General features: G+C 74.6%; 25 protein-coding genes. 24 read left to right on the top strand and 1 reads right to left on the bottom strand.

Annotation, left to right across the window (positions count from 1 at the left end):
* The first annotated feature begins 10 nt into the window (after positions 1-10).
* The 21 genes from GOBS_RS19575 to GOBS_RS28305 all read left to right on the top strand — a co-directional run bounded on the left by GOBS_RS19575 (position 11) and on the right by GOBS_RS28305 (position 19313).
* Positions 11-2386, top strand: coding sequence for a [protein-PII] uridylyltransferase (locus tag GOBS_RS19575; protein WP_012950004.1), 2376 nt, complete (start codon positions 11-13; stop codon positions 2384-2386).
* Between the two features lie 87 nt (positions 2387-2473).
* A complete protein-coding gene (locus tag GOBS_RS19570) occupies positions 2474-2692 on the top strand; it encodes a hypothetical protein (RefSeq protein ID WP_012950003.1) in 219 nt (72 codons plus the stop codon).
* Between the two features lie 171 nt (positions 2693-2863).
* Complete coding sequence (ffh, locus tag GOBS_RS19565) at positions 2864-4450, top strand: signal recognition particle protein (RefSeq protein WP_012950002.1); 1587 nt, start codon at positions 2864-2866, stop codon at positions 4448-4450.
* Positions 4447-5532: an amidohydrolase family protein gene (locus tag GOBS_RS19560; protein WP_012950001.1), complete on the top strand. Its 1086-nt coding sequence runs from the start codon at positions 4447-4449 to the stop codon at positions 5530-5532. Before ffh ends, GOBS_RS19560 begins: the two co-directional genes overlap by 4 nt.
* 50 nt (positions 5533-5582) lie before the next feature.
* Positions 5583-7331 (top strand): proline--tRNA ligase, encoded by a 1749-nt coding sequence (locus GOBS_RS19555; protein ID WP_012950000.1) that lies wholly within the window; start codon positions 5583-5585, stop codon positions 7329-7331.
* A 256-nt stretch (positions 7332-7587) separates the two neighbouring features.
* Positions 7588-8025 carry a 30S ribosomal protein S16 gene (gene rpsP / locus GOBS_RS19550; RefSeq protein WP_012949999.1) on the top strand — a complete coding sequence of 146 codons (438 nt, stop codon included), beginning with the start codon at positions 7588-7590 and terminating at the stop codon, positions 8023-8025.
* 3 nt (positions 8026-8028) lie between these two features.
* Positions 8029-8265: an RNA-binding protein gene (locus GOBS_RS19545; protein ID WP_012949998.1), complete on the top strand. Its 237-nt coding sequence runs from the start codon at positions 8029-8031 to the stop codon at positions 8263-8265.
* A gap of 24 nt (positions 8266-8289) precedes the next feature.
* Positions 8290-8823, top strand: coding sequence for a ribosome maturation factor RimM (rimM, locus tag GOBS_RS19540; protein WP_012949997.1), 534 nt, complete (start codon positions 8290-8292; stop codon positions 8821-8823).
* A complete protein-coding gene (gene trmD / locus GOBS_RS19535; RefSeq protein ID WP_012949996.1) occupies positions 8820-9560 on the top strand; it encodes a tRNA (guanosine(37)-N1)-methyltransferase TrmD in 741 nt (246 codons plus the stop codon). The genes rimM and trmD overlap by 4 nt, the downstream gene beginning before the upstream one ends.
* Positions 9557-10057, top strand: coding sequence for an NUDIX domain-containing protein (locus GOBS_RS19530; protein WP_012949995.1), 501 nt, complete (start codon positions 9557-9559; stop codon positions 10055-10057). Before trmD ends, GOBS_RS19530 begins: the two co-directional genes overlap by 4 nt.
* Positions 10058-10202: 145 nt before the next feature.
* Positions 10203-10559 carry a 50S ribosomal protein L19 gene (gene rplS / locus GOBS_RS19525; protein WP_012949994.1) on the top strand — a complete coding sequence of 119 codons (357 nt, stop codon included), beginning with the start codon at positions 10203-10205 and terminating at the stop codon, positions 10557-10559.
* A 65-nt stretch (positions 10560-10624) separates the two neighbouring features.
* The gene (lepB, locus tag GOBS_RS19520; RefSeq protein ID WP_012949993.1) at positions 10625-11566 is read left to right on the top strand and encodes a signal peptidase I; all 942 of its coding nucleotides are present in this window, start codon (positions 10625-10627) and stop codon (positions 11564-11566) included.
* Between the two features lie 258 nt (positions 11567-11824).
* A complete protein-coding gene (locus tag GOBS_RS19515; protein ID WP_012949992.1) occupies positions 11825-12535 on the top strand; it encodes a response regulator transcription factor in 711 nt (236 codons plus the stop codon).
* Positions 12536-12763: 228 nt separating this feature from the next.
* A complete protein-coding gene (locus GOBS_RS19510; RefSeq protein ID WP_012949991.1) occupies positions 12764-13537 on the top strand; it encodes a ribonuclease HII in 774 nt (257 codons plus the stop codon).
* Positions 13534-13854, top strand: coding sequence for a DUF2469 domain-containing protein (locus GOBS_RS19505; protein WP_012949990.1), 321 nt, complete (start codon positions 13534-13536; stop codon positions 13852-13854). The genes GOBS_RS19510 and GOBS_RS19505 overlap by 4 nt, the downstream gene beginning before the upstream one ends.
* 132 nt (positions 13855-13986) lie before the next feature.
* Entirely contained in the window at positions 13987-14346 is a 360-nt protein-coding gene (locus GOBS_RS19500) for a YraN family protein (RefSeq protein WP_041241591.1), read from the top strand.
* On the top strand, positions 14343-15863 hold the full coding sequence (locus tag GOBS_RS19495) for a YifB family Mg chelatase-like AAA ATPase (protein ID WP_012949988.1): 1521 nt from the start codon (positions 14343-14345) through the stop codon (positions 15861-15863). The genes GOBS_RS19500 and GOBS_RS19495 overlap by 4 nt, the downstream gene beginning before the upstream one ends.
* Entirely contained in the window at positions 15860-17128 is a 1269-nt protein-coding gene (dprA, locus tag GOBS_RS19490; RefSeq protein ID WP_012949987.1) for a DNA-processing protein DprA, read from the top strand. Before GOBS_RS19495 ends, dprA begins: the two co-directional genes overlap by 4 nt.
* Before the next feature lie 83 nt (positions 17129-17211).
* Entirely contained in the window at positions 17212-18147 is a 936-nt protein-coding gene (locus tag GOBS_RS19485; protein WP_012949986.1) for a tyrosine recombinase XerC, read from the top strand.
* A gap of 116 nt (positions 18148-18263) precedes the next feature.
* Complete coding sequence (whiG, locus tag GOBS_RS19480; RefSeq protein ID WP_012949985.1) at positions 18264-19064, top strand: RNA polymerase sigma factor WhiG; 801 nt, start codon at positions 18264-18266, stop codon at positions 19062-19064.
* Between the two features lie 81 nt (positions 19065-19145).
* On the top strand, positions 19146-19313 hold the full coding sequence (locus tag GOBS_RS28305) for an antibiotic biosynthesis monooxygenase family protein (RefSeq protein WP_208104324.1): 168 nt from the start codon (positions 19146-19148) through the stop codon (positions 19311-19313).
* A 160-nt stretch (positions 19314-19473) separates the two neighbouring features.
* On the opposite strand, the gene GOBS_RS19470 is transcribed toward GOBS_RS28305, so the two are convergent.
* Positions 19474-20001: a M23 family metallopeptidase gene (locus tag GOBS_RS19470; protein ID WP_012949984.1), complete on the bottom strand. Its 528-nt coding sequence runs from the start codon at positions 19999-20001 to the stop codon at positions 19474-19476.
* 305 nt (positions 20002-20306) lie between these two features.
* Here GOBS_RS19470 and rpsB point away from each other — a divergent pair, with 305 nt between their 5' ends.
* The 3 genes from rpsB (at position 20307) to pyrH (ending at position 23143) form a co-directional block, all read left to right on the top strand.
* Complete coding sequence (gene rpsB / locus GOBS_RS19465; RefSeq protein WP_012949983.1) at positions 20307-21257, top strand: 30S ribosomal protein S2; 951 nt, start codon at positions 20307-20309, stop codon at positions 21255-21257.
* An 84-nt stretch (positions 21258-21341) separates the two neighbouring features.
* Positions 21342-22157: a translation elongation factor Ts gene (gene tsf / locus GOBS_RS19460; RefSeq protein ID WP_012949982.1), complete on the top strand. Its 816-nt coding sequence runs from the start codon at positions 21342-21344 to the stop codon at positions 22155-22157.
* A gap of 200 nt (positions 22158-22357) precedes the next feature.
* Entirely contained in the window at positions 22358-23143 is a 786-nt protein-coding gene (pyrH, locus tag GOBS_RS19455; RefSeq protein ID WP_012949981.1) for a UMP kinase, read from the top strand.
* Positions 23144-23165: the final 22 nt, after the last annotated feature.

The raw sequence follows: 23165 nt of genomic DNA, 5'->3' as shown, positions 1-23165 counted from the left end.
GGGGGGAGACGTGCTGGACACCGGGTCGCTGCCCGCGCTGCCGCGGGCCGAGCGCAGCGAGGTGCTCGACACCTGGCTCGCCGGCCTGCTCGACGAGGCGGTCGCGGGCACGCCGCCGCCGCGGCCGCGACGAGGTGGCCCGCCGCCGCGCACCGGCACCGACGGCGTCGCGCTGGTGGCGGTCGGCAGCCTGGGTCGCCGGGAGCCGCCGCCGCACGGCGACCTCGACCTGGTCCTCGTCCACGAGGGGCGCCCGGAGATCGCCGCCCTCGCGGACGCCATCTGGTACCCGATCTGGGACGCCGGGCTGCGCCTGGACCACTCGGTGCGCACGGTGTCCGAGGCGGTCGGCGTCGCCTCCACCGACGTCAAGGCCGGGCTGGGGCTGCTCGACGTCCGCTTCGTCGCCGGGGACGCCGGGCTCGCGGCCGCGCTGCGCACCGCCACCCTCGGCAGCTGGCGGCAGTCGGCGTCCCGGCTGCTGCCCCAGCTGCGCGACCTGCGCCGCGGCCGCGCCCGGCAGGTCGGCGAGCTGGCCTTCCTCCTCGAGCCCGACCTCAAGGAGGCCTACGGCGGCCTCCGCGAGGGCCAGGTGCTGCGCGCGGTGGCCGCCGCCCAGCTGGCCGACGAACCCACCGCCGAGGCCGAGCAGGCGTACGCCCTCCTGCTCGACGTCCGCGACGAGCTGCGCCGGCGCGCGGGCCGGCCGTCCGACGTGCTGGTCCGGCAGGAACAGCGCCCGATCGCGGTCGCGCTCGGCCTGCCCGACGAGGACGCGCTGCTGCGCGAGGTGAGCCTGGCCGGGCGCCGGCTGGGCTTCGTCGCCGACGAGACGTGGCGCCGGGTGGAGGCCGCGCTGGTCCGCCGCCCCCGCGGCCGGTACCGCCGGGTGCGCCGCGAGCCGCTGGCCGAGGGGGTCGTCCGCCAGGGTGACGAGGTGGTGCTGGCCCGCGACGCGCGCCCCGCCGCCGACCCCGGCCTGGTGCTGCGCGGTGCGGCCGCCGCGGCGCGGGAGGACCTGCTGCTGTCCCCGTACACGCTCAAGGTGCTGGCCGTGCACTCCCCGCCGGTGCCCGAACCCTGGCCTGCGGAGCTGCGCTGGTCGTTCCTGCGGCTGCTGGCCAGCGGCCGGGCCGCGGTGGCGGTGCTGGAGCAGCTGGACCAGGAGGGGCTGCTGTCCCGGCTGCTCCCGGAGTGGGACCGGATCCGCTCGCTGCCGCAGCGCCACCCCTGGCACCGGTTCACCGTCGACCGGCACCTGGTGGAGGCCGCCGCGGCCGCCGCCGAGCTCACCCGGGACGTCGACCGGCCCGACCTGCTGCTGGTCGGCGCGCTGCTGCACGACATCGGCAAGGGCTGGCCCGGCGACCACAGCGAGGTCGGCGAGCCGATCGCGGCGCGGATCGCCACCCGGATGGGCTTCGCCGAGGCCGACGTCGCCACGCTGGCCGCGATGGTGCGTCACCACCTCCTGCTGCCCGACACGGCCACCCGGCGCGACATCGACGACCCGGCCACCATCGACCGCGTGGCCGCGACCATCGGCTGCGACCCCGCGCTGCTGCAGCTGCTGCACGCCCTGGCCCAGGCAGACGGCGCCGCGACCAGCTCCTCGGCGTGGTCGCCGTGGAAGGCGCACCTGGTCGCCGCGCTGGTCGCCCGCGTCCAGGCCCGGCTGGGCGGCGCCCCCGCGCCCGAGCCCGAGCCGGTGCTGCACCCGGGGCAGCCCCAGGTGAGCCGGGAGGCCCCGGCCGACGCGGCCGGTGGCATCGCCGTCGGCGTGGAGGACGTCGCCGACGGCCAGCAGGTGACGATCGTCGGCCCCGACCGGCACGGCCTGTTCAGCCAGCTGGCCGGGGTGCTGGCGCTCAACCAGCTCGACGTGCGCGCGGCCAAGGTCAACGTCGTGGGGGACCGGGCCACGGCGGTCTTCGCGGTCCGGCCGCGGTTCGGGCGGGCGCCGGTGGCCTCGATCCTGGCCGACGCCGTGCGGGCGGCCCTCGAGGGCACGCTGCCGCTGGCCGAGCGGCTCCGGCAGCGGGAGGCCGATTACCGGCAGGACGCCGTCCGGGCGACGCCGCCGCGGATCTCCTGGCACAACGGCGAGGTGACCGGCGACGCGACCGGGATCGTGGAGGTCCGGGCGGGGGACCGGGCCGGGCTGCTCTACCGGCTGACCGCGGCGCTGGCGACCGAGGGTCTGGACGTCACGTCGGCGCGGATCGAGACCCTCGGCGCCGACGCCGCCGACCACTTCTACGTCTGCAACCCCTCCGGGGAGCCGATCGGCAGCGAGCAGCGGTCCCGGGTGGAGGCCGCGCTGAGCGCCGCCGCCCGCGGTGCGGTGCCCGACCCGGTGGCCGGCCGGGGGAACTCGCCGGGCTGAGGTCCGCGGTCCTGTCGTACGCCCGTGCCACCGTCGGGAGGAGCGGGACGGAACGGTCCCGGCACCGACCGCAGGGAGGTCCTCCGCATGTCCGGTCAGTCCTTCGAGGCCGCCGCAGCCGAGGGCAGGGTGTGGGCCTGCCCGTCCTGCGACGGGGACCGGGAGTTCGTCCAGCCGCCGTGCGTGGATGGGCACACCGAGGACGGCGGCGAGTGCCCCGAGTGGGCCTGCGCCGACTGCGGGACGGCGGTGTTCTCGGCCGCTCCGCTGGCCGCCGCGGCCCTGCCGGTCCGCCACGCCGCCTGAAGAGGGGCCCTGCAGGAGGTCGGCCGGTCGATGCCGCCGCTCTCCGGCCCGCGCTCGTTAGGCTGGAGCAGAGGTGGCGCGACGGCCCCGGGGCTCCCCGGACGCCGGAGGTCGAGCAGCCGGTCGGAGCGACCGGCCGGCCGCGCCCGCGAGAACTGCTGAGGACGTGCTGTGTTCGAGACCCTCTCCGACCGCCTGGACAAGGTCTTCAGCGGCCTGCGCGGCAAGGGCCGGCTCACCGAGGCCGACATCGACGCGACCGCGCGGGAGATCCGCATCGCGCTGCTCGAGGCCGACGTCGCCCTGCCGGTGGTCCGGACCTTCATCGCCGCCGTCAAGGAACGGGCGCGCGGCGCCGAGGTCTCCCAGGCGCTGAACCCGGCACAGCAGGTCATCAAGATCGTCAACGAGGAGCTCGTCGAGATCCTCGGCGGCGAGACCCGACGGCTGCGCTACGCCAAGCAGTCGCCCACCGTGATCATGCTCGCCGGTCTGCAGGGTGCCGGTAAGACGACGCTGGCCGGCAAGCTCGGCCGGTGGCTGAAGGCGCAGGGCCACACGCCGCTGCTGGTGGCCGCCGACCTGCAGCGGCCCAACGCGGTCAACCAGCTCTCCATCGTCGCCGGGCAGGCGGGGGTCGACGTCTACGCGCCCGAGCCCGGCAACGGTGTCGGCGACCCCATCCGCGTCGCCGCCGACTCGATCGAGCACGCCCGGCGCACGATGCACGACGTCGTCGTGGTCGACACCGCCGGCCGGCTGGGCATCGACGCCGAGCTGATGGCCCAGGCCGCCGGCATCCGCGACGTCGTCCAGCCCGACGAGACGCTGTTCGTCGTCGACGCGATGATCGGTCAGGACGCCGTCACCACCGCCGAGGCCTTCCGCGACGGCGTCGGCTTCAGCGGCGTCGTCCTCACCAAGCTCGACGGTGACGCCCGCGGTGGTGCGGCGCTCTCGGTGCGCTACGTGACCGGCCAGCCGATCATGTTCGCCTCCACGGGCGAGAAGCTCACCGACTTCGACGTCTTCCACCCCGAGCGGATGGCCTCGCGCATCCTCGGGATGGGCGACGTCCTCACCCTCATCGAGCAGGCCGAGCAGGCGTTCGACGCCGACCAGGCCGAGAAGATGGCCGGCAAGCTCGTCAGCCGCGAGGGCTTCACCCTCGAGGACTTCCTCGAGCAGATGATGGCCATCCGCAAGATGGGCCCGATCGCCAACCTGCTCGGCATGCTGCCCGGCGCCGGGCAGATGAAGGAGCAGCTCAAGCAGGTCGACGACCGCGACCTGGACCGCACCGCGGCGATCATCCGCTCGATGACGCCCGAGGAGCGGGTCAACTCCAAGATCATCAACTCGTCGCGGCGGGTGCGCATCGCCAACGGCTCGGGCGTCACCGTCACCGAGGTCAACCAGCTGCTGGAGCGCTTCGCCCAGGCCCAGAAGATGATGGGCCAGATGGCCGGCAGCATGGGCCTGCCCGGCATGGGCCCCATGTCGAAGAAGCAGCGCGGCCGGCAGATGCAGGCGCAGGCCAAGAAGGGCAAGAAGGGGAAGGGCAAGGCCAAGGGCGGCCCCGCCCGCCGGCCCGCAGGCGCGCCCGCGCTGCCGCCGGGGGCCGGCAACCCGTTCGGCGGCGGCTTCCCGGGCGGTGGGATGCCCGGCGGCATGCCCGGTCTGCCCCCGGGGCAGGGCCTGCCCGACCTCACCAAGCTGAACTTCAACCAGCCCGGGGACGAGCGGCCCTCCCGGTGAGCGCGCCCTCCCTGCACCTGGCCGGTGTGGTGCTGCCCGAGGGGGAGCACCGCGACGTGTGGATCCGCGACGGCCGGCTCACCTTCGAGCCGGTGCCGGGCGCGGAGACCGTCAGCCGCGGCGGCTGGCTGGTGCCGGGCCTGGTCGACGCGCACTGCCACGTCGGCATCGGCCGCGGTGGGACACCCGTCGAGGACCTCGTCGGGCTGCGCGCGCAGGCGCTGGCGGAGCGCGCGGCCGGCGTGCTGGCGCTGCGCGACTGCGGCTCACCGGTCGACACCCGCGCCCTGGACGACGAGCCGGACCTGCCGACGATCGTCCGCGCCGGCCGGCACATCGCCCGCACCCGCCGCTACATCCCGGGCCTGGGCATCGAGATCGAGCCCGACGCCCTGGTCGAGGAGGTGCGGGCGCAGGCCCGCCGCGGCGACGGCTGGGTCAAGCTGGTGGGGGACTGGATCGACCGCGGCGTCGGCGACCTCGCCCCCGAGTGGCCGGCCGACGTGCTCGCCGCGGCGATCGCCGCCGCGCACGAGGAGGGCGCGCGGGTCACCGCGCACACCTTCGGCACCGATGCGCTGCCCGACCTCATCGGCGCCGGCATCGACTGCATCGAGCACGGCACCGGCCTGACCGAGGAGCTCATCGGGCAGATGGCCGGTCACGGCACCGCCGTCGTCCCGACCCTGGTCAACGTCGAGAACTTCCCCGGCTTCGCGGCCGCCGGGGAGCAGAAGTTCCCCACGTACGCGAGCACGATGCGCCGGCTGTACGCCTCCTCCGGTGCCGTCGTGCGGGCCGCGTTCGAGGCCGGGGTGCCGGTGTTCGCCGGCACGGACGCCGGGGGCGGCATCGACCACGGGCGCATCGCCGACGAGGTGCGCGCCCTGCACACCGCCGGGATCCCGGCCGAGGCCGCGCTGGCCGCGGCCTCCTGGTCGGCGCGGTCCTGGCTCGGGCTGCCGTGCATCGAGGAGGGAGCACCCGCCGACGTCGTCGTCTACGACGCCGACCCGCGCGCCGACCTCGCCACCCTCGCCCGCCCCCGGCACGTCGTCCTGCGGGGCCGCGTCGTCGCCTGAGGGTGCGGGCCGTCCGGAAACCGCTCGCCCCGGCCTGGGAGACTCCTCCCGTGCTCCTTCGCATGTCGACGCTGTTCCTGCGCACCCTGCGCGACGACCCGGCCGACGCCGAGGTCCCCAGCCACCGCCTGCTGGTGCGGGCCGGTTACATCCGCCGGGCGGCGCCCGGCGGCTTCACCTGGCTGCCGCTGGGCTACCGCGTCTTCCGCAACGTCGAGCGGGTCGTCCGCGAGGAGATGGACCGGATGGGCGCGCAGGAGGTGCACTTCCCGGCGCTGCTGCCGCGCGAGCCCTACGAGGCGACCAACCGCTGGACCGAGTACGGCCCCAACCTCTTCCGCCTGCAGGACCGCCGGGGTGCCGACTTCCTGCTCGGCCCCACCCACGAGGAGATGTTCACGCTCCTGGTGAAGGACCTGTACTCGTCGTACAAGGACCTGCCGCTGTCGCTGTACCAGATCCAGACCAAGTACCGGGACGAGGCGCGGCCCCGGGCCGGGCTGTTCCGCGGCCGCGAGTTCACGATGAAGGACAGCTACTCCTTCGACGTCGACGACGCCGGGCTCGACAAGAGCTACGCCGCCCACCGTGACGCCTACATCCGCGTCTTCGACCGGCTCGGCCTGGACTACGTCATCGTCTCGGCCATGTCGGGGGCCATGGGCGGGTCCAGGAGCGAGGAGTTCCTGCACCCCACCCCGATCGGCGAGGACACCTTCGTGCGCTCGTCCGGTGGCTACGCGGCCAACGTCGAGGCGGTCACCACCGTCGTCCCCGACGAGGTCCCGCTCGAGGGCCTGCCGGCCGCCCACGTCGAGGACACCCCCGACACCCCGACCATCGAGACGCTGGTCGCGGTCGCGCAGCAGCTGTTCCCGGACGCGGGCTACACGGCCGCCTCGACGCTGAAGAACGTCGTCGTCACGCTGATCCACCCCAACGGCACCCGGGAGCCGCTGGTCGTCGGCATCCCCGGCGACCGCGAGGTCGACCTCAAGCGGCTCGAGGCGCAGGTGGCGCCCGCCGAGGTCGAGCCCTTCGCCGACTTCGACCGGCACCCCGCGCTGGTCAAGGGCTACATCGGCCCGCAGGCGCTGGGCGCCGACAGCGCGTCGGGCATCCGGTACCTCGTCGACCCGCGGGTGGTGCCCGGCACCCGCTGGATCACCGGGGCCAACGAGCCCGGCAAGCACGTGTTCGACCTCGTCGCCGGCCGTGACTTCACCTGGGACGGCGTCGTCGAGGCCGCCGAGGTGCTGGCCGGCGACCCGGCGCCCGACGGCTCCGGACCGCTGGAGCTCGCTCGCGGCGTCGAGATGGGCCACATCTTCCAGCTGGGCCGCAAGTACGCCGAGGCGCTCGACCTGAAGGTGCTCGACGAGAACGGCAAGCTGGTCACGGTCACCATGGGCTCCTACGGCATCGGGGTCTCCCGGGCCGTGGCGGCGATCGCCGAGTCCACCCACGACGAGCTGGGCCTGGTCTGGCCGCGGGAGGTGGCGCCGGCCGACGTGCACGTCGTGGCCACCGGCAAGGACGCCGCGGTGTTCGAGACCGCCGAGGCGCTGGCGCAGGAGCTGCTCGCCGCGGGGCTCACCGTGCTCTATGACGACCGGCCCAAGGTCTCGCCCGGGGTCAAGTTCAAGGACGCCGAGCTGCTGGGGATGCCGACGATCGTCACCGTGGGCCGGGGACTGGCCGAGGGCGTCCTGGAGCTGCGCGACCGGGCCACGGGGGAGCGCGAGGAGGTGCCGGTCGGCGAGGTGGCCGCGCGCGTGCTGGCCGCCGTCCGGGGCTGAGCGAGGACCAGCCCGCCGTCTCCGGCCCCGTCCAGGGGCCCGCCGCGAGCTCGCGAGGCGTGGGGGGCAGCCAGGCCCTTCGACGAGGGGCGGAGAGGCGGAGGTCCTCCATCTGGCACAATGGTCGGTCGAACACGGCGGTGGGCGGCCCTCTCACCGTTGCCGGCCGTGTCCAGCCGCACCGCCCCCGGCGTACCCCCACGCGTCGCTCCGGGCGGGCACACACGACCTGCGTTCGAGGAGAACACCCCACACCGTGGCCACCAAGATCAAGCTCATGCGCCTGGGCAAGATGCGCGCGCCGTACTACCGCATCGTCGTCGCCGACTCCCGCACCAAGCGCGAGGGTCGCTCGATCGAGACGATCGGCAAGTACCACCCGAAGGAGGACCCGTCCTTCATCGAGGTCGACTCCGAGCGGGCGCAGTACTGGCTGGGTGTCGGCGCGCAGCCGACCGAGGCCGTCGCCGCCATCTTCCGGGTCACCGGTGACTGGCAGAAGTTCAAGGGCGAGGCCGCGCCGCCGCCCATGAAGGTCGCCGCCCCGAAGCCGGACAAGAAGGCCCTCTACGAGGAGGCCGTCCGCGCCTCGGGTGAGGAGCCGGCCGCCGGCGCCACCACTCCCCGGAAGAAGGCCGCTCCCAAGGCCGACGACGCGGCGGGCGACGCCCCCGCCGAGACGCCCGCCGAGTAAGTCGTGCTCGAAGAGGCGCTCGAGCACCTGGTCAAGGGCATCGTCGACCACCCCGAGGACGTCACGGTCGACCTGCTCAGCAACCGGCGCGGCAAGACCCTCGAGGTCCGGGTGCACCCCGACGACCTCGGCAAGGTCATCGGCCGCGGCGGACGCACCGCCAAGGCCCTGCGCACCGTGATGACCGGTGTGGGCGGCCGCGGCCTGCGGGTCGACGTCGTCGACACCGACGGGCGCTGAGCGCCTCACCCTGAGCACCACTCGGTGAGCACCGGACCAGACGACACCACCGACACCGTGGTGGTCGGCCGCATCGGCCGGCCCCACGGTGTCCGTGGTGAGGTGACCGTCGAGGTCCGCACCGACGACCCCGACCTCCGCTTCGCCCCCGGCGCGGTCCTGCGCACCGAGCCCGCCGACCGCGGGCCGCTCACGATCGCCGCCTGCCGCTGGCACCGCGAGGTCCTGCTGCTGGCGATCGACGGCGTCAAGAGCCGCGAGGCGGCCGAGGAACTGCGCAACACCGAACTGCACGTGCCCGTCGCCGACCTGCCGGCGCTCGAGGACCCCGACGTCTACTACGACCACCAGCTGGTCGGCCTGACCGCCCGGCTGCCCGACGGCACGGAGCTGGGCACCGTGAGCGCCGTCCGCCACGAGGGCGCAGACCTGCTGGTCGTCCGCCGGGTCGAGGGCGGGGAGCTGCTCGTGCCGTTCGTCACGGCCATCGTGCCGACCGTCGACGTCCCCGGCGGCGTCGTGGTGGTCGACCCGCCCGAGGGGCTGCTCGACCTGTGAGCGCCCCGTTCCGGGTCGACGTCGTCACCATCTTCCCCGAGTACCTGGCCCCGCTGCGGCAGTCGCTGCTGGGCAAGGCCGCCGAGCGCGGCCTGGTCAGCGTGGGCGTCCACGACCTGCGGCAGTGGACCGACGACGTGCACCGCACCGTCGACGACGCCGCCTACGGCGGCGGCCCCGGCATGGTGATGAAGCCCGAGCCGTGGGCCCGGGCGCTTGAGGCCGTCCGCCCGCCGGGCACCCGACTGGTCGTGCCGACCCCGGCCGGACGTTCCTTCACGCAGGCCGTGGCCGCGGAGTGGGCCGCCGAGGCCGGCCTCGTCTTCGCCTGCGGCCGCTACGAGGGCATCGACCAGCGGGTCGCCGAGTGGGCCGCGGGGACCGGACCGGTGTCGGAGGTCTCGATCGGCGACTACGTGCTGGCCGGCGGCGAGTCCGCGGTGCTGGTCATGGTCGAGGCGGTGACCCGGCTGCTGCCCGGCGTCGTGGGCAACCGGGAGTCCGTCGAGTACGACTCGCACGCCGACGGCCTGCTCGAAGGCCCCTCCTACACCCGGCCGGCGTCCTGGCGTGGCCACGACGTCCCCCCGGTGCTGCTCTCCGGCGACCACGCCGCGATCGCCCGGTGGCGCCGGGCGGAGTCCCTGCGGCGGACGGCGGCCCGGCGGCCGGACCTGCTGTCGGCACTGCCCGAGGGCGCGCTGACCGACGCCGACCGCGCCGTCCTCGGCGAGTGACCGACCGCCCCTGGGTGCGGCCGACCGCGCGGGTCGTCGTGCTCGACCCGGACGGTCGGGTGCTGCTGCTCGGCGCCCGGCTCACCGACCCCGCCGTCCCGCCCGGGGACGTGCTGTTCTGGTACACGCCCGGCGGCGGCGTGGAGCCGGGGGAGGGCGTCCGGGAGGCCGCGACCCGGGAGCTCGCCGAGGAGATCGGCCTGGTCGTGGACCCCGGCCAGCTGGAGGGCCCGGTGTGGTTCCGCCGGCACGTCGGCCCGTTCGCGGCCGTGCAGATCGACTCGCGGGAGACGTTCTTCGTGCTGCGGGACGTCGTGCACGAGGTGGATGCGAGCGGGCGCACGGAGCTGGAGCTGCTCGGCGCCGAGCCGCACCGCTGGTGGAGTGCCGCGGAGGTCGCCGCCAGCGCCGAGACCTTCGCCCCGCGGGAGCTCGCCGACCTGCTCCCGGAGCTGTCCGCCGGCCCGTGGACGGGGCCGCCGCGCTTCGTCGGCTGAAGGTGTGGCACAGTAGAGAGCTGCTGCGGACGCATCGCTTCGCCGACGACGAGCTCCTCCCGGAGCGCAGCTCCCCGGATCGGACAGCCGGGGGCGCCTGCTGTCCGCACCGCAACGACATGACCGCTAGGACAGGACTGCCGCGATGAACACCCTGGACGTACTCGACGCCGACTCGCTGCGCGACGACATCCCCGAGTTCCGCCCGGGCGACACCGTCAAGGTGCACGTGCGCGTCATCGAGGGCAACCGCTCCCGCATCCAGGTCTTCCAGGGCGTCGTCATCCGCCGTCAGGGCGGTGGCATCCGCGAGACCTTCACCGTGCGCAAGGTCAGCTTCGGCGTCGGTGTCGAGCGCACCTTCCCGGTGCACACCCCGGTCGTCGAGAAGATCGAGGTGCTGACCCGCGGTGACGTCCGCCGCGCGAAGCTGTACTACCTCCGCGAGCTGCGCGGCAAGGCCGCCAAGATCAAGGAGAAGCGCGAGACCGTCTCGCGCTGACGCGACGCAGGCAGGCCGGTCCGGCCTGACCACGGCGGGTCTCCCGCGGCCGTACGCTGGCTCCGATGAGCAGTGACCGGCCCGGGAGGCCCGCCGACGTCGTTCCGGAGGGGGAGGACCCACGGGCGACCCGGTCGGCCGCCGACACCGGTCCCATCCGCCATCCCGGCGGCCGCGCCGCGCGCCGGCGCGAGGAGGCAGCCAAGAAGGGCTCGCTGATCCGCGAGCTGCCGGTGCTCCTGCTCATCGCCTTCGTGCTCGCACTGCTGGTGAAGACCTTCCTCGTCCAGGCCTTCTTCATCCCGTCCGGCTCGATGGAACGGACCCTGCACGGCTGCCCCGGCTGCACCGGCGACCGCGTGCTGGTCAACAAGGTGCCCTACTGGTTCGGCGAGCCGGAGCCCGGCGACATCGTCGTCTTCGAGGGGCCGGAGAGCTGGTCGCCGGAGGTGGACGTGCAGGAGCCGGGCAACGCGCTCTCCAGCGGTCTGCTGTGGCTCGGCCGCGCCATCGGGGTGGCCCCGCCCAGCGAGGACGACTACGTCAAGCGGGTCATCGCCACCGGCGGCCAGACGGTCCAGTGCTGCGACACCGAGGGCCGCGTCACCGTGGACGGCGAACCGCTCGACGAGCCGTACGTCTTCGAGAACACCCCGCTGGAGAGCCGGGCGTTCGGGCCCGTCACCGTTCCGGAGGGCCGGCTGTGGGTCATGGGCGACCACCGGTCCGCGTCGGCGGACTCCAAGGCGCACATCGGCGACGAGAACTCCGGCACGGTCGCCGTGGACGACGTCATCGGCAGGGCCGCGCTGATCGTCTGGCCGCTCGACCGGTTCGGCACCCTCGGCTCGCCCGACATCCAGGGCACCGAGGCGGCCGGCGAGCCGGTCCGCCCGCTGCCGGTCTCCGGTGCAGCGGCGGTCGCCGCTCCCTACGCCATGGGCCTGGCCGGCGCCGTGCCGCTCACCGCCTGGCGACGCCGGCGACGTCGGTCCCGCTCCGGCTGACGGCCTCCCTTCCCGTCCTCGACCCGCACCTCCCGGTCCGCCCGGGGCGTGCGGGTCGAGTCGTTCCGGGGAATGGCGTCGCCATGTCGACACGAATGCGACGGGTCACCATTCCGGTGTTTCGGGTGTGATCGGTCGTCGCCCTATCCGGTGTCGAAGAATTCTTCTGTGAAATGTTGGAAAAGCGTTCAAGCAGACGTCTCACCCGTCCGATGGAGATCGTGAGAAAGTCCCCGAACGTGTGAAACGGAGCCGATTGTGTCCGCACCCATGGCGAGCGCTGCTCGTGGCGTCACCCGCGTGCTCATCCTCGCCGACGCGCCCGTCCTGCGTCGCGGGCTGGTCAGCATGATCAACGAGACCGCCGGCATGCAGTCGGTCGGCACCCCGGGTGAGCTGCGCCGGGCCCTCACGCTGGTCGAGACCGCCCGCCCCGACACGGTGGTCGTGGAGCTGGGTCAGGGCCGCGCCGCGACCCTCAACGCCTGCCGCGACCTGCGCCGCCGCTTCCCCCGGGTGACGATCGTGGCCCTGGGCACCTCCGAGGACCCGGCCGTGGTCAACGAGGCGCTGGCCGCCGGTGTCCGCGGCTACCTCATGATCAACACCTCGCCGACCCTGCTCGGCTGGGCCATCCTGGCCGCCCGCGCCGGCCGCACCGTCGTCGACCCGCAGATCCGCCGGGTCGAGCCGTCGGCCGCGCCCGCTGCGAAGCCGTTCGCCCCCGAGGTCCCGCTGACCCGCCGCGAGTCCGACGTCCTCGACGAGCTGATCCAGGGCCAGTCGAACCGGCAGATCGGCCGCAACCTGTTCATCAGCGAGGACACCGTCAAGTCCCACGTCAAGGCCATCCTGCGCAAGCTGGGTGCCCGCGACCGGGCGCACGCCGTCTCGCTGGTGCTGTCCTCGCGCAACCCCGCCTCCTGCACCTGCGGCGCCCACGCGGCCCTGACCCCCGCCGAGGCCTGAGCGCACCGACCCGGGGTCCGGTCCCGGCGGCTCCGCCGCCACGACCGGTGCCTCAGGTACCCGGGCAGACCGTCCGCTTCCTCGGCGGTCCGCCGGGTACACACCCGGCCGCTCCGGCGGCCGACCGTCCACGGGCCGGCCCCTCTGACCCCGGGGCCGGCCCGTGGCGTTCCCGCCCGGTGACGTCCCGCCCGCGGTCCCTCGCCGGCGTCGTACTGTCGGACCGCGATGGCTGTCCGTACCACCCCCGCTCCTCCCGGGCCGCGGAACCGTGCCGCCGGCACGTCCGTCGACGACCGCCCCGACGCGCTCTGGGACATGGAGCGCTCCCTGCACCGCCGCGGGTTCCCGGCGGTCGCCGGCGCCGACGAGGCCGGCCGTGGAGCCTGCGCCGGCCCGCTCGTCGCCGCCGCCTGCGTGCTCCCTGCCGGCCGCCGGGGGAGGGTCCCCGGCCTCGCGGACTCCAAGCTGCTGACCGTCGCGGCCCGGGAGCGGGTCTACGAGGAGGTCGTCGACCGCGCCGTGGCGTGGTCGGTCGTCCTCCTGCCGGTCGCAGACCTCGACGCCCGCGGCATGCACGTGACCAACATCGAGGCGCTGCGCCGCGCGGTGTGGGCTCTGGACCCCGGCGCGGACTACGTGCTCACCGACGGCTTCCCGGTGCCCGGGCTGGCCCGCCCCACCCTCGCGGTGTGGAAGGGCGACCGGATCGCGGCGTGCGTGGCGGCGGCATCGGTGCTGGCCAAGGTCACCCGGGACCGGATCATGCTGGACCTGCACGAGCGCTGGCCCGAGTACGACTTCGCCGTCCACAAGGGCTACAGCACCGCTGCTCACGACGCCGCCCTGCAGCGGTACGGCCCCTGCCCGGAGCACCGGAAGCGCTTCGTCAACGTGGCCCGCGCCCGCGACGCACACGCCGCTCGGGGACTCCAGCTGACCGGCTCGGCGGCGATGGTCGATGATGGGGCCATGCGCCCTGTGTCCGGAGAGCCTCGATGAGCACCGAGGACCTGGAGAAGTACGAGACCGAGATGGAGCTGCAGCTCTATCGCGAGTACCGGGACATCGTCCGGCAGTTCACCTACGTGGTGGAGACCGAGCGGCGCTTCTACCTCGCCAACTCCGTTGACCTGCAGGTCCGCGAAGCGGGCGGCGAGGTCTACTTCGAGCTCAAGCTCTCCGACGCCTGGGTCTGGGACATGTACCGGCCGGCGCGGTTCGTGCGCAACGTGCGGGTGCTGACCTTCAAGGACGTCAACGTCGAGGAGCTGGACAAGCCCGACCTCGAGCTGCCCGACGGTCCCCGGCTGACCTGATCCGCGTGTCACGGGCCTGAGGCTGGCCCCGCCCGGCGACATCCCCGGGACCGGCGTCCACAGGCGGCGCCGGTGTCCACAGATCGGCTCCGCGACCGTCCCGACCGGTCCGGGCCGACGACGGTCGGCCGGGTGCGAACGACATCGGACCTCGGCGCCCACGGCGAGCGCATCGCCGCCGCCTACCTGACCGACAGCGGCCTGCGGGTCCTCGACCGGAACTGGCGCTGCCGCGACGGCGAGCTCGACATCGTCGCCCGCGACGGCGACGCGCTCGTCTTCTGCGAGGTCAAGACCCGCCGAGCGGTCGGCTTCGGCCACCCCGTCGAGGCGGTCGGGCACGTCAAGCAGCGCCGGCTCCGGGTCCTGGCCCAGCGCTGGCTCGCCGCGCACGACGAGCGCGCGCCCGAACTGCGCTTCGACGTCGTCGGCGTGCTGGTCCGAGTCGACCGGCCCGCGCTGGTCACCCACCTGCGGGCGGCGTTCCCGTGACGCTGGCGCGGACCTGGTCGGTCGGTCTGGCCGGCGTGCACGGCGCGCTCGTCGACGTCGAGGTGGACCTGTCGGCCGGTGTGCCCGGGGTGGTCCTCGTCGGGCTCCCCGACGCCGTCGTCCGCCAGTCGGTCGACCGCGTGCGGGCGGCGGTCGTCAACGCCGGCGGGAGGTGGCCGCTGCGGCGGATCACCATCGGGCTGTCCCCGGCGTCGATGCCCAAGCAGGGGAGCGGCTTCGACCTGGCGCTGGCCACCGCGGTCCTGGCGGCCGACGGCGCGGTGCCGCCCGAGTCGGTGGGCCGCCTGGTGCTGATCGGCGAGCTGGGGCTCGACGGGTCGGTGCGTGCCGTCCGCGGGGTGCTGCCGGCCGTGCTCGCCGCCGCCCGCGCCGGGCACGCGACGGTGGTGGTGCCCGCGGGCAACGCGGGTGAGGCGGCGCTCGTCGAGGGCATCGAGGTGCTGGCCGCGGGCACGCTCGCCGAGGTCGTCGCCCATCTGGAGGGCCGGGCGTCGCTGCCCCGGCACACCCGTCCTGCACTGCCGCCGACACCGCCCGGACCCGACCTGGGCGACGTGGTCGGCCAGCCGATCGGCCGCCGGGCGGTGGAGGTCGCGGCCGCAGGGGGGCACCACCTGTTCCTCAGCGGACCGCCCGGGGCCGGCAAGACGATGCTCGCCGAGCGGCTGCCCGGCCTGCTCCCGGCGCTGGACGAGCAGGCCGCGCTGGAGGTCACCGCCATCCACTCGGTCGCCGGGACGCTGCCGCCGGACTCCCCGCTGGTCACCCGACCGACCTTCGAGGCGCCGCACCACTCGGCGACGATGGCCGCCCTCGTCGGCGGCGGCTCGGGTCCGATCCGGCCCGGTGCGCTGTGCCGGGCCCACCGCGGCGTGCTCTTCCTGGACGAGGCACCGGAGTTCCCGCGGGCGGTGCTGGACACGCTGCGCCAGCCGCTCGAGCGCGGGTCGGTGACCATCTCCCGAGCCGGGGGCGCGGCCACCTTCCCGTGCCGCGCGCAGTTGGTGCTGGCGGCCAACCCCTGCCCGTGCGCCAGCGCGGCCGGGGATGCCGCCTGCACCTGCAGCCCCCTCGAGCGGCGGCGCTACCAGGGCCGCCTCTCCGGACCGCTGCTCGACCGGATCGACCTGCGGGTCGACCTCCCGGCGGTCACCCGGGCCGCCTGGCTGGAGACCGGGACGGCGCCCGAGCCGACCTCCGTCGTCGCCGCCCGGGTCGCGCACGCCCGGGCGGCCGCGGCGGCGCGGCTCTCGGGGACCGGCCTGGGTGTCAACAGCCAGGTGCCGGGGCGGCTGCTGCGGGAACGGTGGTCCCCACCGCGGTCGGCCCTGCGCCTGGTCGAGCGGGCTCTCGAGCGCGGGGCGCTGTCGGTGCGCGGCTACGACCGCGTCCTGCGGGTGGCGTGGACGTTGAGCGACCTGGCCGGCCGCACCGTGCCCGGTCCCGACGAGGTGGCCGAGGCCCTCGGGCTGCGGCTGCAGCGGGCAGCGGCATGACCGCGCTGCCGAGCCTCGACGAGGACATGGAGCAGGGGCTGACCGAGGCGACGACGGTGGACGGGCTCGCCGGCCCCGCGGTGCGGCGGGCGCGGGCGTGGCTCAGCCGGGCGGCCGAACCCGGCAGCGTCGCCTTCTGGCGCTTCGTCGAGGACGCCGGAGCGGTCGAGGCGGTGCGCCGGCTGCGGTCCGGCCGCGCGCCGGACGCCGTCCGCGCGCTGGTGGGGGCCCGTGCCGGCCAGGACGCCTCGCTGGAGGACCTGTTGCGGGTCGAGCGCTGCGGCGCGCGGCTGGTCGTCCCCGAGGACGACGAGTGGCCGGCGCACCTGCTGCACTGCCTCACCCTCGCGACCAGCGAAGAGCCCGACGACCCGCGCCACCACTCGCCGCGCACGACCGCACCGGTGCCACCGCTGGCGCTCTGGGTCCGAGGGCCGGCCCGGCTCGACGAGCTGGCCGACCGATCGGTGGCGATCGTCGGCGCCCGGGCGTCGACCTCGTACGGCGAGCACGTCGCCGGCGAGCTCGGCCACCAGCTGGGGGAGCGGGGCTGGACCGTCGTGTCCGGAGGCGCCTTCGGCATCGACGCTGCCGCACACCGCGGCGCGCTCGCGGCGGACGCCCCGACCGTGGCGGTGCTGGCCTGCGGCGTCGACCGGGTCTACCCGTCCGCGCACGGAGCCCTGTTCCACCGCATCGCCGAGTCGGGTCTGCTGGTCAGCGAGTGGCCACCCGGAGCCGCCCCGCACAAGCACCGCTTCCTCGTCCGCAACCGGCTCATCGCCGCGATGACCCGCGGCACGGTGGTCGTGGAGGCGGCGGCCCGCTCCGGTGCCCAGGCCACCGCGCGGCGGGCGCAGAAGCTGGGCCGGCAGGTGATGGTCGTCCCGGGTCCGGTCACCTCCGCGATGTCGGTGGGCTGCCACGAGCTGCTGCGCGACGTCGAGCTGGGTGCGGTCCTCGTCGCCGATGCCAGGCACGTGGTGGAGACCGTCGGCCGACTGGGGGAGGACCTCGCCGACCCGCCGGAGCGCCCCACCGGTGCGCGGGACGGGCTCTCCGACGTGGCCGTCCGGGTGCTCGACGCCTGTCCGGTCCGCAGCGGGGTCGGGCCCGAGCGGCTGGCCCGGGTGGCCGGCTGCGACGTCCTCGACGTGCTGCGGGTGCTGCCGGTGCTGGAGCTCGCCGACCTGGTGGAGCGGACCGACGCCGGCTGGCGGCTGACCCCGCCGCCGAAGCCGGCCGCCGGGGCGGGACGGGGGTGACGGCAGGGGAGCGGGCGGCGTGAGGCGGCGCGCGGTCGGCGCTTCGGCTTGACCCCCGGCGGGGTGCGACCGACCGTTTCACGGTGACTGCCCGCACCGCCGACGCGCGCGCTGCGCTGCCGCCGGTGCTGGCGGAGGCGCTGGCCGGGTACGAGGAGCACCTGCGCACCCAGCGCGACCTCTCCGAGCACACCGTCCGCGGCTACGTCGGCGACGCGGTCTGGCTGCTGGACCACCTGGTCCGCCGTGGCGGCACCCGGGTCGACGACCTGGACCTGGCGACGCTGCGCAGCTGGCTGGCCCAGGGCCGCACCCGCGGTGCCGGCCGGGCGACCACCGCCCGGCGCGCCGCGGCCGCCCGGTCGTTCACCGGCTGGCTGCGCCGGGCCGGCCTCACTGCCGAGGACGTCGGCCTGCGGCTGGTCAGCCCCAAGGCGCAGCGCACGCTCCCCGACGTGCTGGCCCCCGACCAGGCCCGCGTGGTCGTCGAGTCGGCGGCCGGGGCCGAGGAGCCGGTCGGCCTGCGCGACGCGGTGGTCCTCGAGCTGCTCTACGCCAGCGGGATCCGGGTCAGCGAGCTGGTCGGCCTCGACGTGGACGACGTCGACCGGGGCCGTCGCCTGCTGCGCGTGCTGGGCAAGGGCCGCAAGGAGCGCAGCGTCCCCTACGGCGTCCCGGCCGAGCGGGCGCTGGACGCCTGGCTCACCCGGGGCCGGCCGGCGCTGGCCACGGAGCGGTCGGGCCCGGCGCTGCTGCTCGGCCTGCGCGGTGGGCGGCTGGACGCCCGCGAGGTCCGCCGCACCGTCCACGCCGCCGTGGCCGCCGCGCCGGGTGCTCCCGACATCGGCCCGCACGGCCTGCGGCACTCCGCCGCCACCCACGTGCTCGAGGGCGGCGCGGACCTGCGCTCGGTGCAGGAGCTGCTCGGGCACGCGAGCCTCGCGACCACCCAGATCTACACGCACGTCACCGTGGAGCGGCTGCGTGCCGTCCACGCGCAGGCGCACCCGCGTGCCTGAGAGGACAGCCGCCCGTGGATGAGACAGTTGGCCTGCGCGCCAGCGGATCGCGCACCACCACCGTGCACACCCCGAGGTCCTCCGCCCGAGGCCTCCGACAGTCGGGAGCGCAGACCGTGACCAAGGCCGCCATCGACCGGCTCGACGAGACCCCGGAGGACGCCGACGCCGCGCTGGCCGAGCTGTGGGCCGGCTACGTCGCCGACCGGGCGCCGGAGCTGCGCGACCGGCTGATCCTGCACTACGCGCCGCTGGTGAAGTACGTCGCCGGCCGCGTCGGCAGCGGTCTGCCCGCGCACGTCGAGCAGGCCGACCTGGTCTCCTACGGCACGTTCGGCCTGATCGACGCGATCACCCGCTACCAGCCCTCCCGCGAGGTCAAGTTCGAGAGCTACGCGATGGCCCGCATCCGCGGCGCGATCATCGACGAGCTCCGCAGCACCGACTGGATCCCGCGGTCGGTGCGGATGAAGGCCCGGCAGTTCGAGCGCACGGTGGCCCTCCTCGAGAGCCGGCTGCAGCGCAGCCCCTCCGAGGAGGAGGTGGCCGCCGAGATGGACATGGACGTCGAGGACGTCCGCAAGTTCCTCGGCCAGCTCTCCCTGGTCAACGTCGTCGCCCTCGACGAGCTGCTCTCCGACGACGAGGGCGGCGCTCCCCGTCTGGTGGACACACTGCAGGACACCAGCGCGCTGGACCCGCAGGCCATGGCCGAGCACAGCGAGGCCCGCCAGCTGCTGGCGCGCGCGGTGGAGCAGCTGCCCGAACGGGAGAAGGTCGTCGTCAGCCTCTACTACTTCGAGGGCCTGACCCTGGCCGACATCGGCCGCGTCCTCGGCGTCACCGAGAGCCGGATCTGCCAGCTGCACACCAAGGCGGTGCTGCACCTGCGCACGAAGCTCGCCGACATCGCGTGACGACGACAGCTCAGGGAGCATCGCAGCGAGGAACGAGCGAGGACCGGGCCGCGGAGTCGCGCCAGGGCCACTGCCTGAGCGGTGGTCCTCGAGCACGCACTGCTGCCGGTCGTCCCCGGACGGGAGGCCGACTTCGAGGCGGCCTCCGCCGAGGCCCGCTCGCTGATCGCCGCGAGCCCGGGCTCCCGGCGACTCTCGTTGTCGCGCTGCCTCGAGCGGCCGGGCGCCTACCTGCTGCTCATCGAGTAGGAGCGCCTCGAGGACCACACCGAGGGCTTCCGCGGCTCGGTCGCCTACCCGCGCCGGCGCGAACTCCTGCACTCCTCCTACGCCCCGTTCCCGACGGTCGAGCACTTCCGCGAGGTGCTGACCGCCGTCGCGCCCGACGGCGCTCCCGCGCCCTGAGGCATCAGCCCATCGGCAGCAGCCGGACCTCGGGCGGCTCCAGCAGCGACAGCGGGTCGAGGTAGACCTCGCCGCGGCGCAGACCCCAGTGCAGACAGGTCGCGACCGGGCAGCCGGCGTGGCCTCCGACGAGGGTCCCCAGCACCGTGCCGCGAGCGACCGGCCGGCCCGCGCCCACCACCGCGTCGACCGGCTCGTACGTCGTCCGCAGGCCACCGGCGTGGTCGACGCTGACCACCGGCCGCCCGGCCACCATCCCGGTGAAGACGACGACCCCGTCCCCTGCGGCCAGGACCGGGGTCCCCGGTGCCCCGGCGAGGTCGGCGCCGCGGTGCCCGGGCCCGTACCTGTGCGGTGGCGGGTCGAAGGGGCGGGTCACCGCGCCGTCCACGGGTCGTGCCCACGGGCCGGCCGAGACGTCGGGCGGCGGGGTGGGCGCGGCGAGGGCCGGCGCACCCGCGGAGAGCAGAGCCACCAGGAGCAGCAGCGGAGCCACCAGGAGCAGCAGGGGAGCGAGGACGCGTCGGCGCACCGGGGCAGCGTGCGACCGCACGGCACGGGCCGGGGCGCCGGGCAGCGGTCTGTGGACGGTCCCGGCCGCTGGGGAAGGGCCGCTCGGGCCGGGGCGTATGCTCGATGACGCGATCCGTCCACGACGGGTCGACTTCGCGCGTCCTCTCGCCCGCTGGCAGCAGCGGGACGGTCGCCACCCCGGTCCCCGCGGTTCTCCGCGGGGTCGTGGCGGCCCGGACGCCAGGGCGGAGCGCCACCCGGTGCCCGCGACAACCGAGGAGCGCGGCCCGGCGTGGCCGCGCGCAGACCAGAGAGGCTGCGGCCATGGCAGTCGTCAGCATGAAGCAGCTGCTCGACAGCGGCGTCCACTTCGGGCACCAGACCCGTCGCTGGAACCCGAAGATGAAGCGCTTCATCTTCACCGAGCGCAACGGCATCTACATCATCGACCTGCAGCAGACGCTCGGGTACATCGACAACGCCTACGAGTTCGTCAAGCAGACGGTCGCGCACGGCGGCTCGATCCTGTTCGTCGGCACCAAGCGCCAGGCGCAGGAGGTCATCGCCGAGCAGGCGCAGCGGGTCGGCATGCCCTATGTCAACCAGCGCTGGCTGGGCGGCATGCTCACCAACTTCTCCACCGTGCACAAGCGGCTGCAGCGGCTCAAGGAGCTCGAGGACATGGAGCAGACCGGCGTGCTGGTCAGCCTGTCCAAGAAGGAGCAGCTGGGCCTCACCCGCGAGAAGGCCAAGCTCGAGCGCAGCCTCGGCGGTATCCGCGACATGCAGAAGGTGCCCAGCGCCGTCTGGATCGTGGACACCAAGAAGGAGCACATCGCCGTCGGCGAGGCGCGCAAGCTGAACATCCCGGTCGTCGCGATCCTCGACACCAACTGCGACCCCGACGAGGTCGACTACAAGATCCCGGGCAACGACGACGCCATCCGCAGCGCCGCGCTGCTGACCCGCGTCATCGCCGACGCCGTGGCCGAGGGCCTCATGGCCCGGTCGGCCTCGCAGGCCAACGCCGGCCGTGAGGACGGCGGCCAGCAGGCCATCGGCGGCGACGAGCCGCTGGCCGACTGGGAGCGGGAGCTGCTCACCGGGCAGCAGGGGGACGCCGCTGCCGACGCCGCTGCCGACGCCGTGGCCACCCCGCTGCCGGAGACCCCGGCCGAGCCCCCGGCCGTGACCGCGAGCGAGATCGCCCCGGTCGAGGGCGTCCCCGCCACCGGCGGCACGGACACCGGCACCCAGGGCGCCCAGAACGGCTGAAGCAGGACCCCGCTGCCCCCCCACCACTCGCAGGCTCGCGGCGGGACCCGGCAGCGGGGCCGAATCGACATCAGAGGAAGAGGCATGGCTGACTTCACCGCGGCCGACGTCAAGCGTCTCCGCGACGCCACCGGCGCCGGCATGATGGACTGCAAGAAGGCGCTCACCGAGGCCGACGGCGACTACGACAAGGCCGTCGAGTTCCTGCGCGTCAAGGGCGCCAAGGACGTCGGCAAGCGCCTGGAGCGCTCGACGACCAACGGCGTCGTCGTCAGCAGGGACGGCGCTCTGCTCGAGCTGGACTGCGAGACCGACTTCGTCGCCAAGAACGCGGACTTCGTCAAGCTGGCCGAGCGCCTGCTGGACGTCGTCCTCGCGCAGAAGCCGGCCGACGTCGACGCGCTGCTCGCCACCGAGGTCGACGGCCAGACCGTCGCCGCGCTGGTCGAGGGCGAGTCGGCCCGCATCGGCGAAAAGCTGGTGCTGAGCCGGTTCGCGGTCTTCGACGGCCAGACCGCCACGTACCTGCACAAGCGGGCCACCGACCTGCCCCCGGCGATCGGTGTCGCGGTGCAGTACAGCGGCGGCAGCGAGGAGGCCGCGCGCAGCCTCGCGATGCACATCGCCGCGGCCCGCCCGCGCTACCTGTCCCGCGAGGAGGTCCCGGCCGAGGCGGTCGAGACCGAGCGCCGCGTGGCCGAGCAGACCGCCAAGGAGGAGGGCAAGCCCGAGCAGGCGATCACCAGGATCGTCGAGGGCCGGGTCAACGCCTACTACAAGGACTTCGTCCTCCTCGAGCAGCCGTCGATCACCGAGCCCAAGCGCACGGTCAAGCAGATCGTCGACGAGGCCGGCCTGACCGTGGAGCGGTTCGCCCGCTTCGAGGTCGGCCAGGCCTGAAAGGACCACCCTCCTCCCCACGCCTCGCAGGCTCGGCGCGGGCCCCTGGAGGGTGGCCGTTCCAGCGCGTTACCCGGCCCCGTCCCCCTCTGGACGGGGCCGGTGGCGTGTCCGGGCACCGGTGTGGGGCCCTGCCCGCGAGCTGCGGCGCACCCCGTGCGGCAGGATCAGGGGAACGACGCCGAGCGAGGGAAGAACCGTTGACCGACACCGCCGCGCCGCACCACACCGCGCCCCTGTCCGCACCCACCGCGTTCCAGCCCGCTGACGGTGCGGGCTACAAGCGGGTCCTGCTCAAGCTCTCCGGAGAGGCCTTCGGCGGCGGCAAGGTCGGCGTCGACTCGGGGATCGTGCAGGACATCGCGACCCAGCTGGCCGAGGTCGTGCACGGCGGCACCCAGGTCGCCGTGGTGGTCGGTGGCGGCAACTTCTTCCGCGGCGCCGAGTTGTCCCAAGCCGGGATGGACCGCCGGCACGCCGACTACATGGGCATGCTGGGCACGGTCATGAACTGCCTGGCGCTGCAGGCCTTCTGCGAGCAGGTGGGCCTGGAGACGCGCGTGCAGACGGCGATCGAGATGGGCCAGGTCGCCGAGCCCTACATCCCGCGCAAGGCCGTGCGGCACCTGCAGAAGGGCCGGCTGGTCATCTTCGGCGCCGGCGCCGGCATGCCGTACTTCTCCACCGACACGGTGGCCGCCCAGCGCGCCCTGGAGATCGGCTGCCAGGTGCTGCTCATGGCCAAGAACGGGGTGGACGGCGTCTACGACGACGACCCCCGCACCAACTCCGACGCCATGATGTACGAGGACCTGGACTACGCCACCGTGCTGGCCAAGCAGCTGAAGGTCGCCGACGCGACGGCCATCAGCCTGTGCATGGACAACAGCATGCCGATCGTCGTGTTCAACCTGCTGGAGCCCGGGAACATCGCCCGCGCCGTGGCAGGTGAGAGGATCGGGACGCTGATCAGCGACCCGGCCTGAGCGCCGCCGTCACCCGGCCCGA

This window comes from Geodermatophilus obscurus DSM 43160 (assembly GCF_000025345.1).
Taxonomy (GTDB): Bacteria; Actinomycetota; Actinomycetes; order Mycobacteriales; family Geodermatophilaceae; genus Geodermatophilus; species Geodermatophilus obscurus.
This window is presented reverse-complemented; position numbering and strand designations above follow the sequence as displayed.

Excerpts from the sequence above, each read along its gene's own strand:
- rpsB (WP_012949983.1), top strand. The coding sequence starts at position 20,307 with ATGGCAGTCGTCAGCATGAAGCAGCTGCTCGACAGCGGCGTCCACTTC.
- GOBS_RS19570 (WP_012950003.1), top strand. The coding sequence starts at position 2,474 with ATGTCCGGTCAGTCCTTCGAGGCCGCCGCAGCCGAGGGCAGGGTGTGG.
- dprA (WP_012949987.1), top strand. The coding sequence starts at position 15,860 with ATGACCGCGCTGCCGAGCCTCGACGAGGACATGGAGCAGGGGCTGACC.
- lepB (WP_012949993.1), top strand. The coding sequence starts at position 10,625 with ATGAGCAGTGACCGGCCCGGGAGGCCCGCCGACGTCGTTCCGGAGGGG.
- tsf (WP_012949982.1), top strand. The coding sequence starts at position 21,342 with ATGGCTGACTTCACCGCGGCCGACGTCAAGCGTCTCCGCGACGCCACC.
- rplS (WP_012949994.1), top strand. The coding sequence starts at position 10,203 with ATGAACACCCTGGACGTACTCGACGCCGACTCGCTGCGCGACGACATC.
- GOBS_RS19510 (WP_012949991.1), top strand. The coding sequence starts at position 12,764 with ATGGCTGTCCGTACCACCCCCGCTCCTCCCGGGCCGCGGAACCGTGCC.
- GOBS_RS19505 (WP_012949990.1), top strand. The coding sequence starts at position 13,534 with ATGAGCACCGAGGACCTGGAGAAGTACGAGACCGAGATGGAGCTGCAG.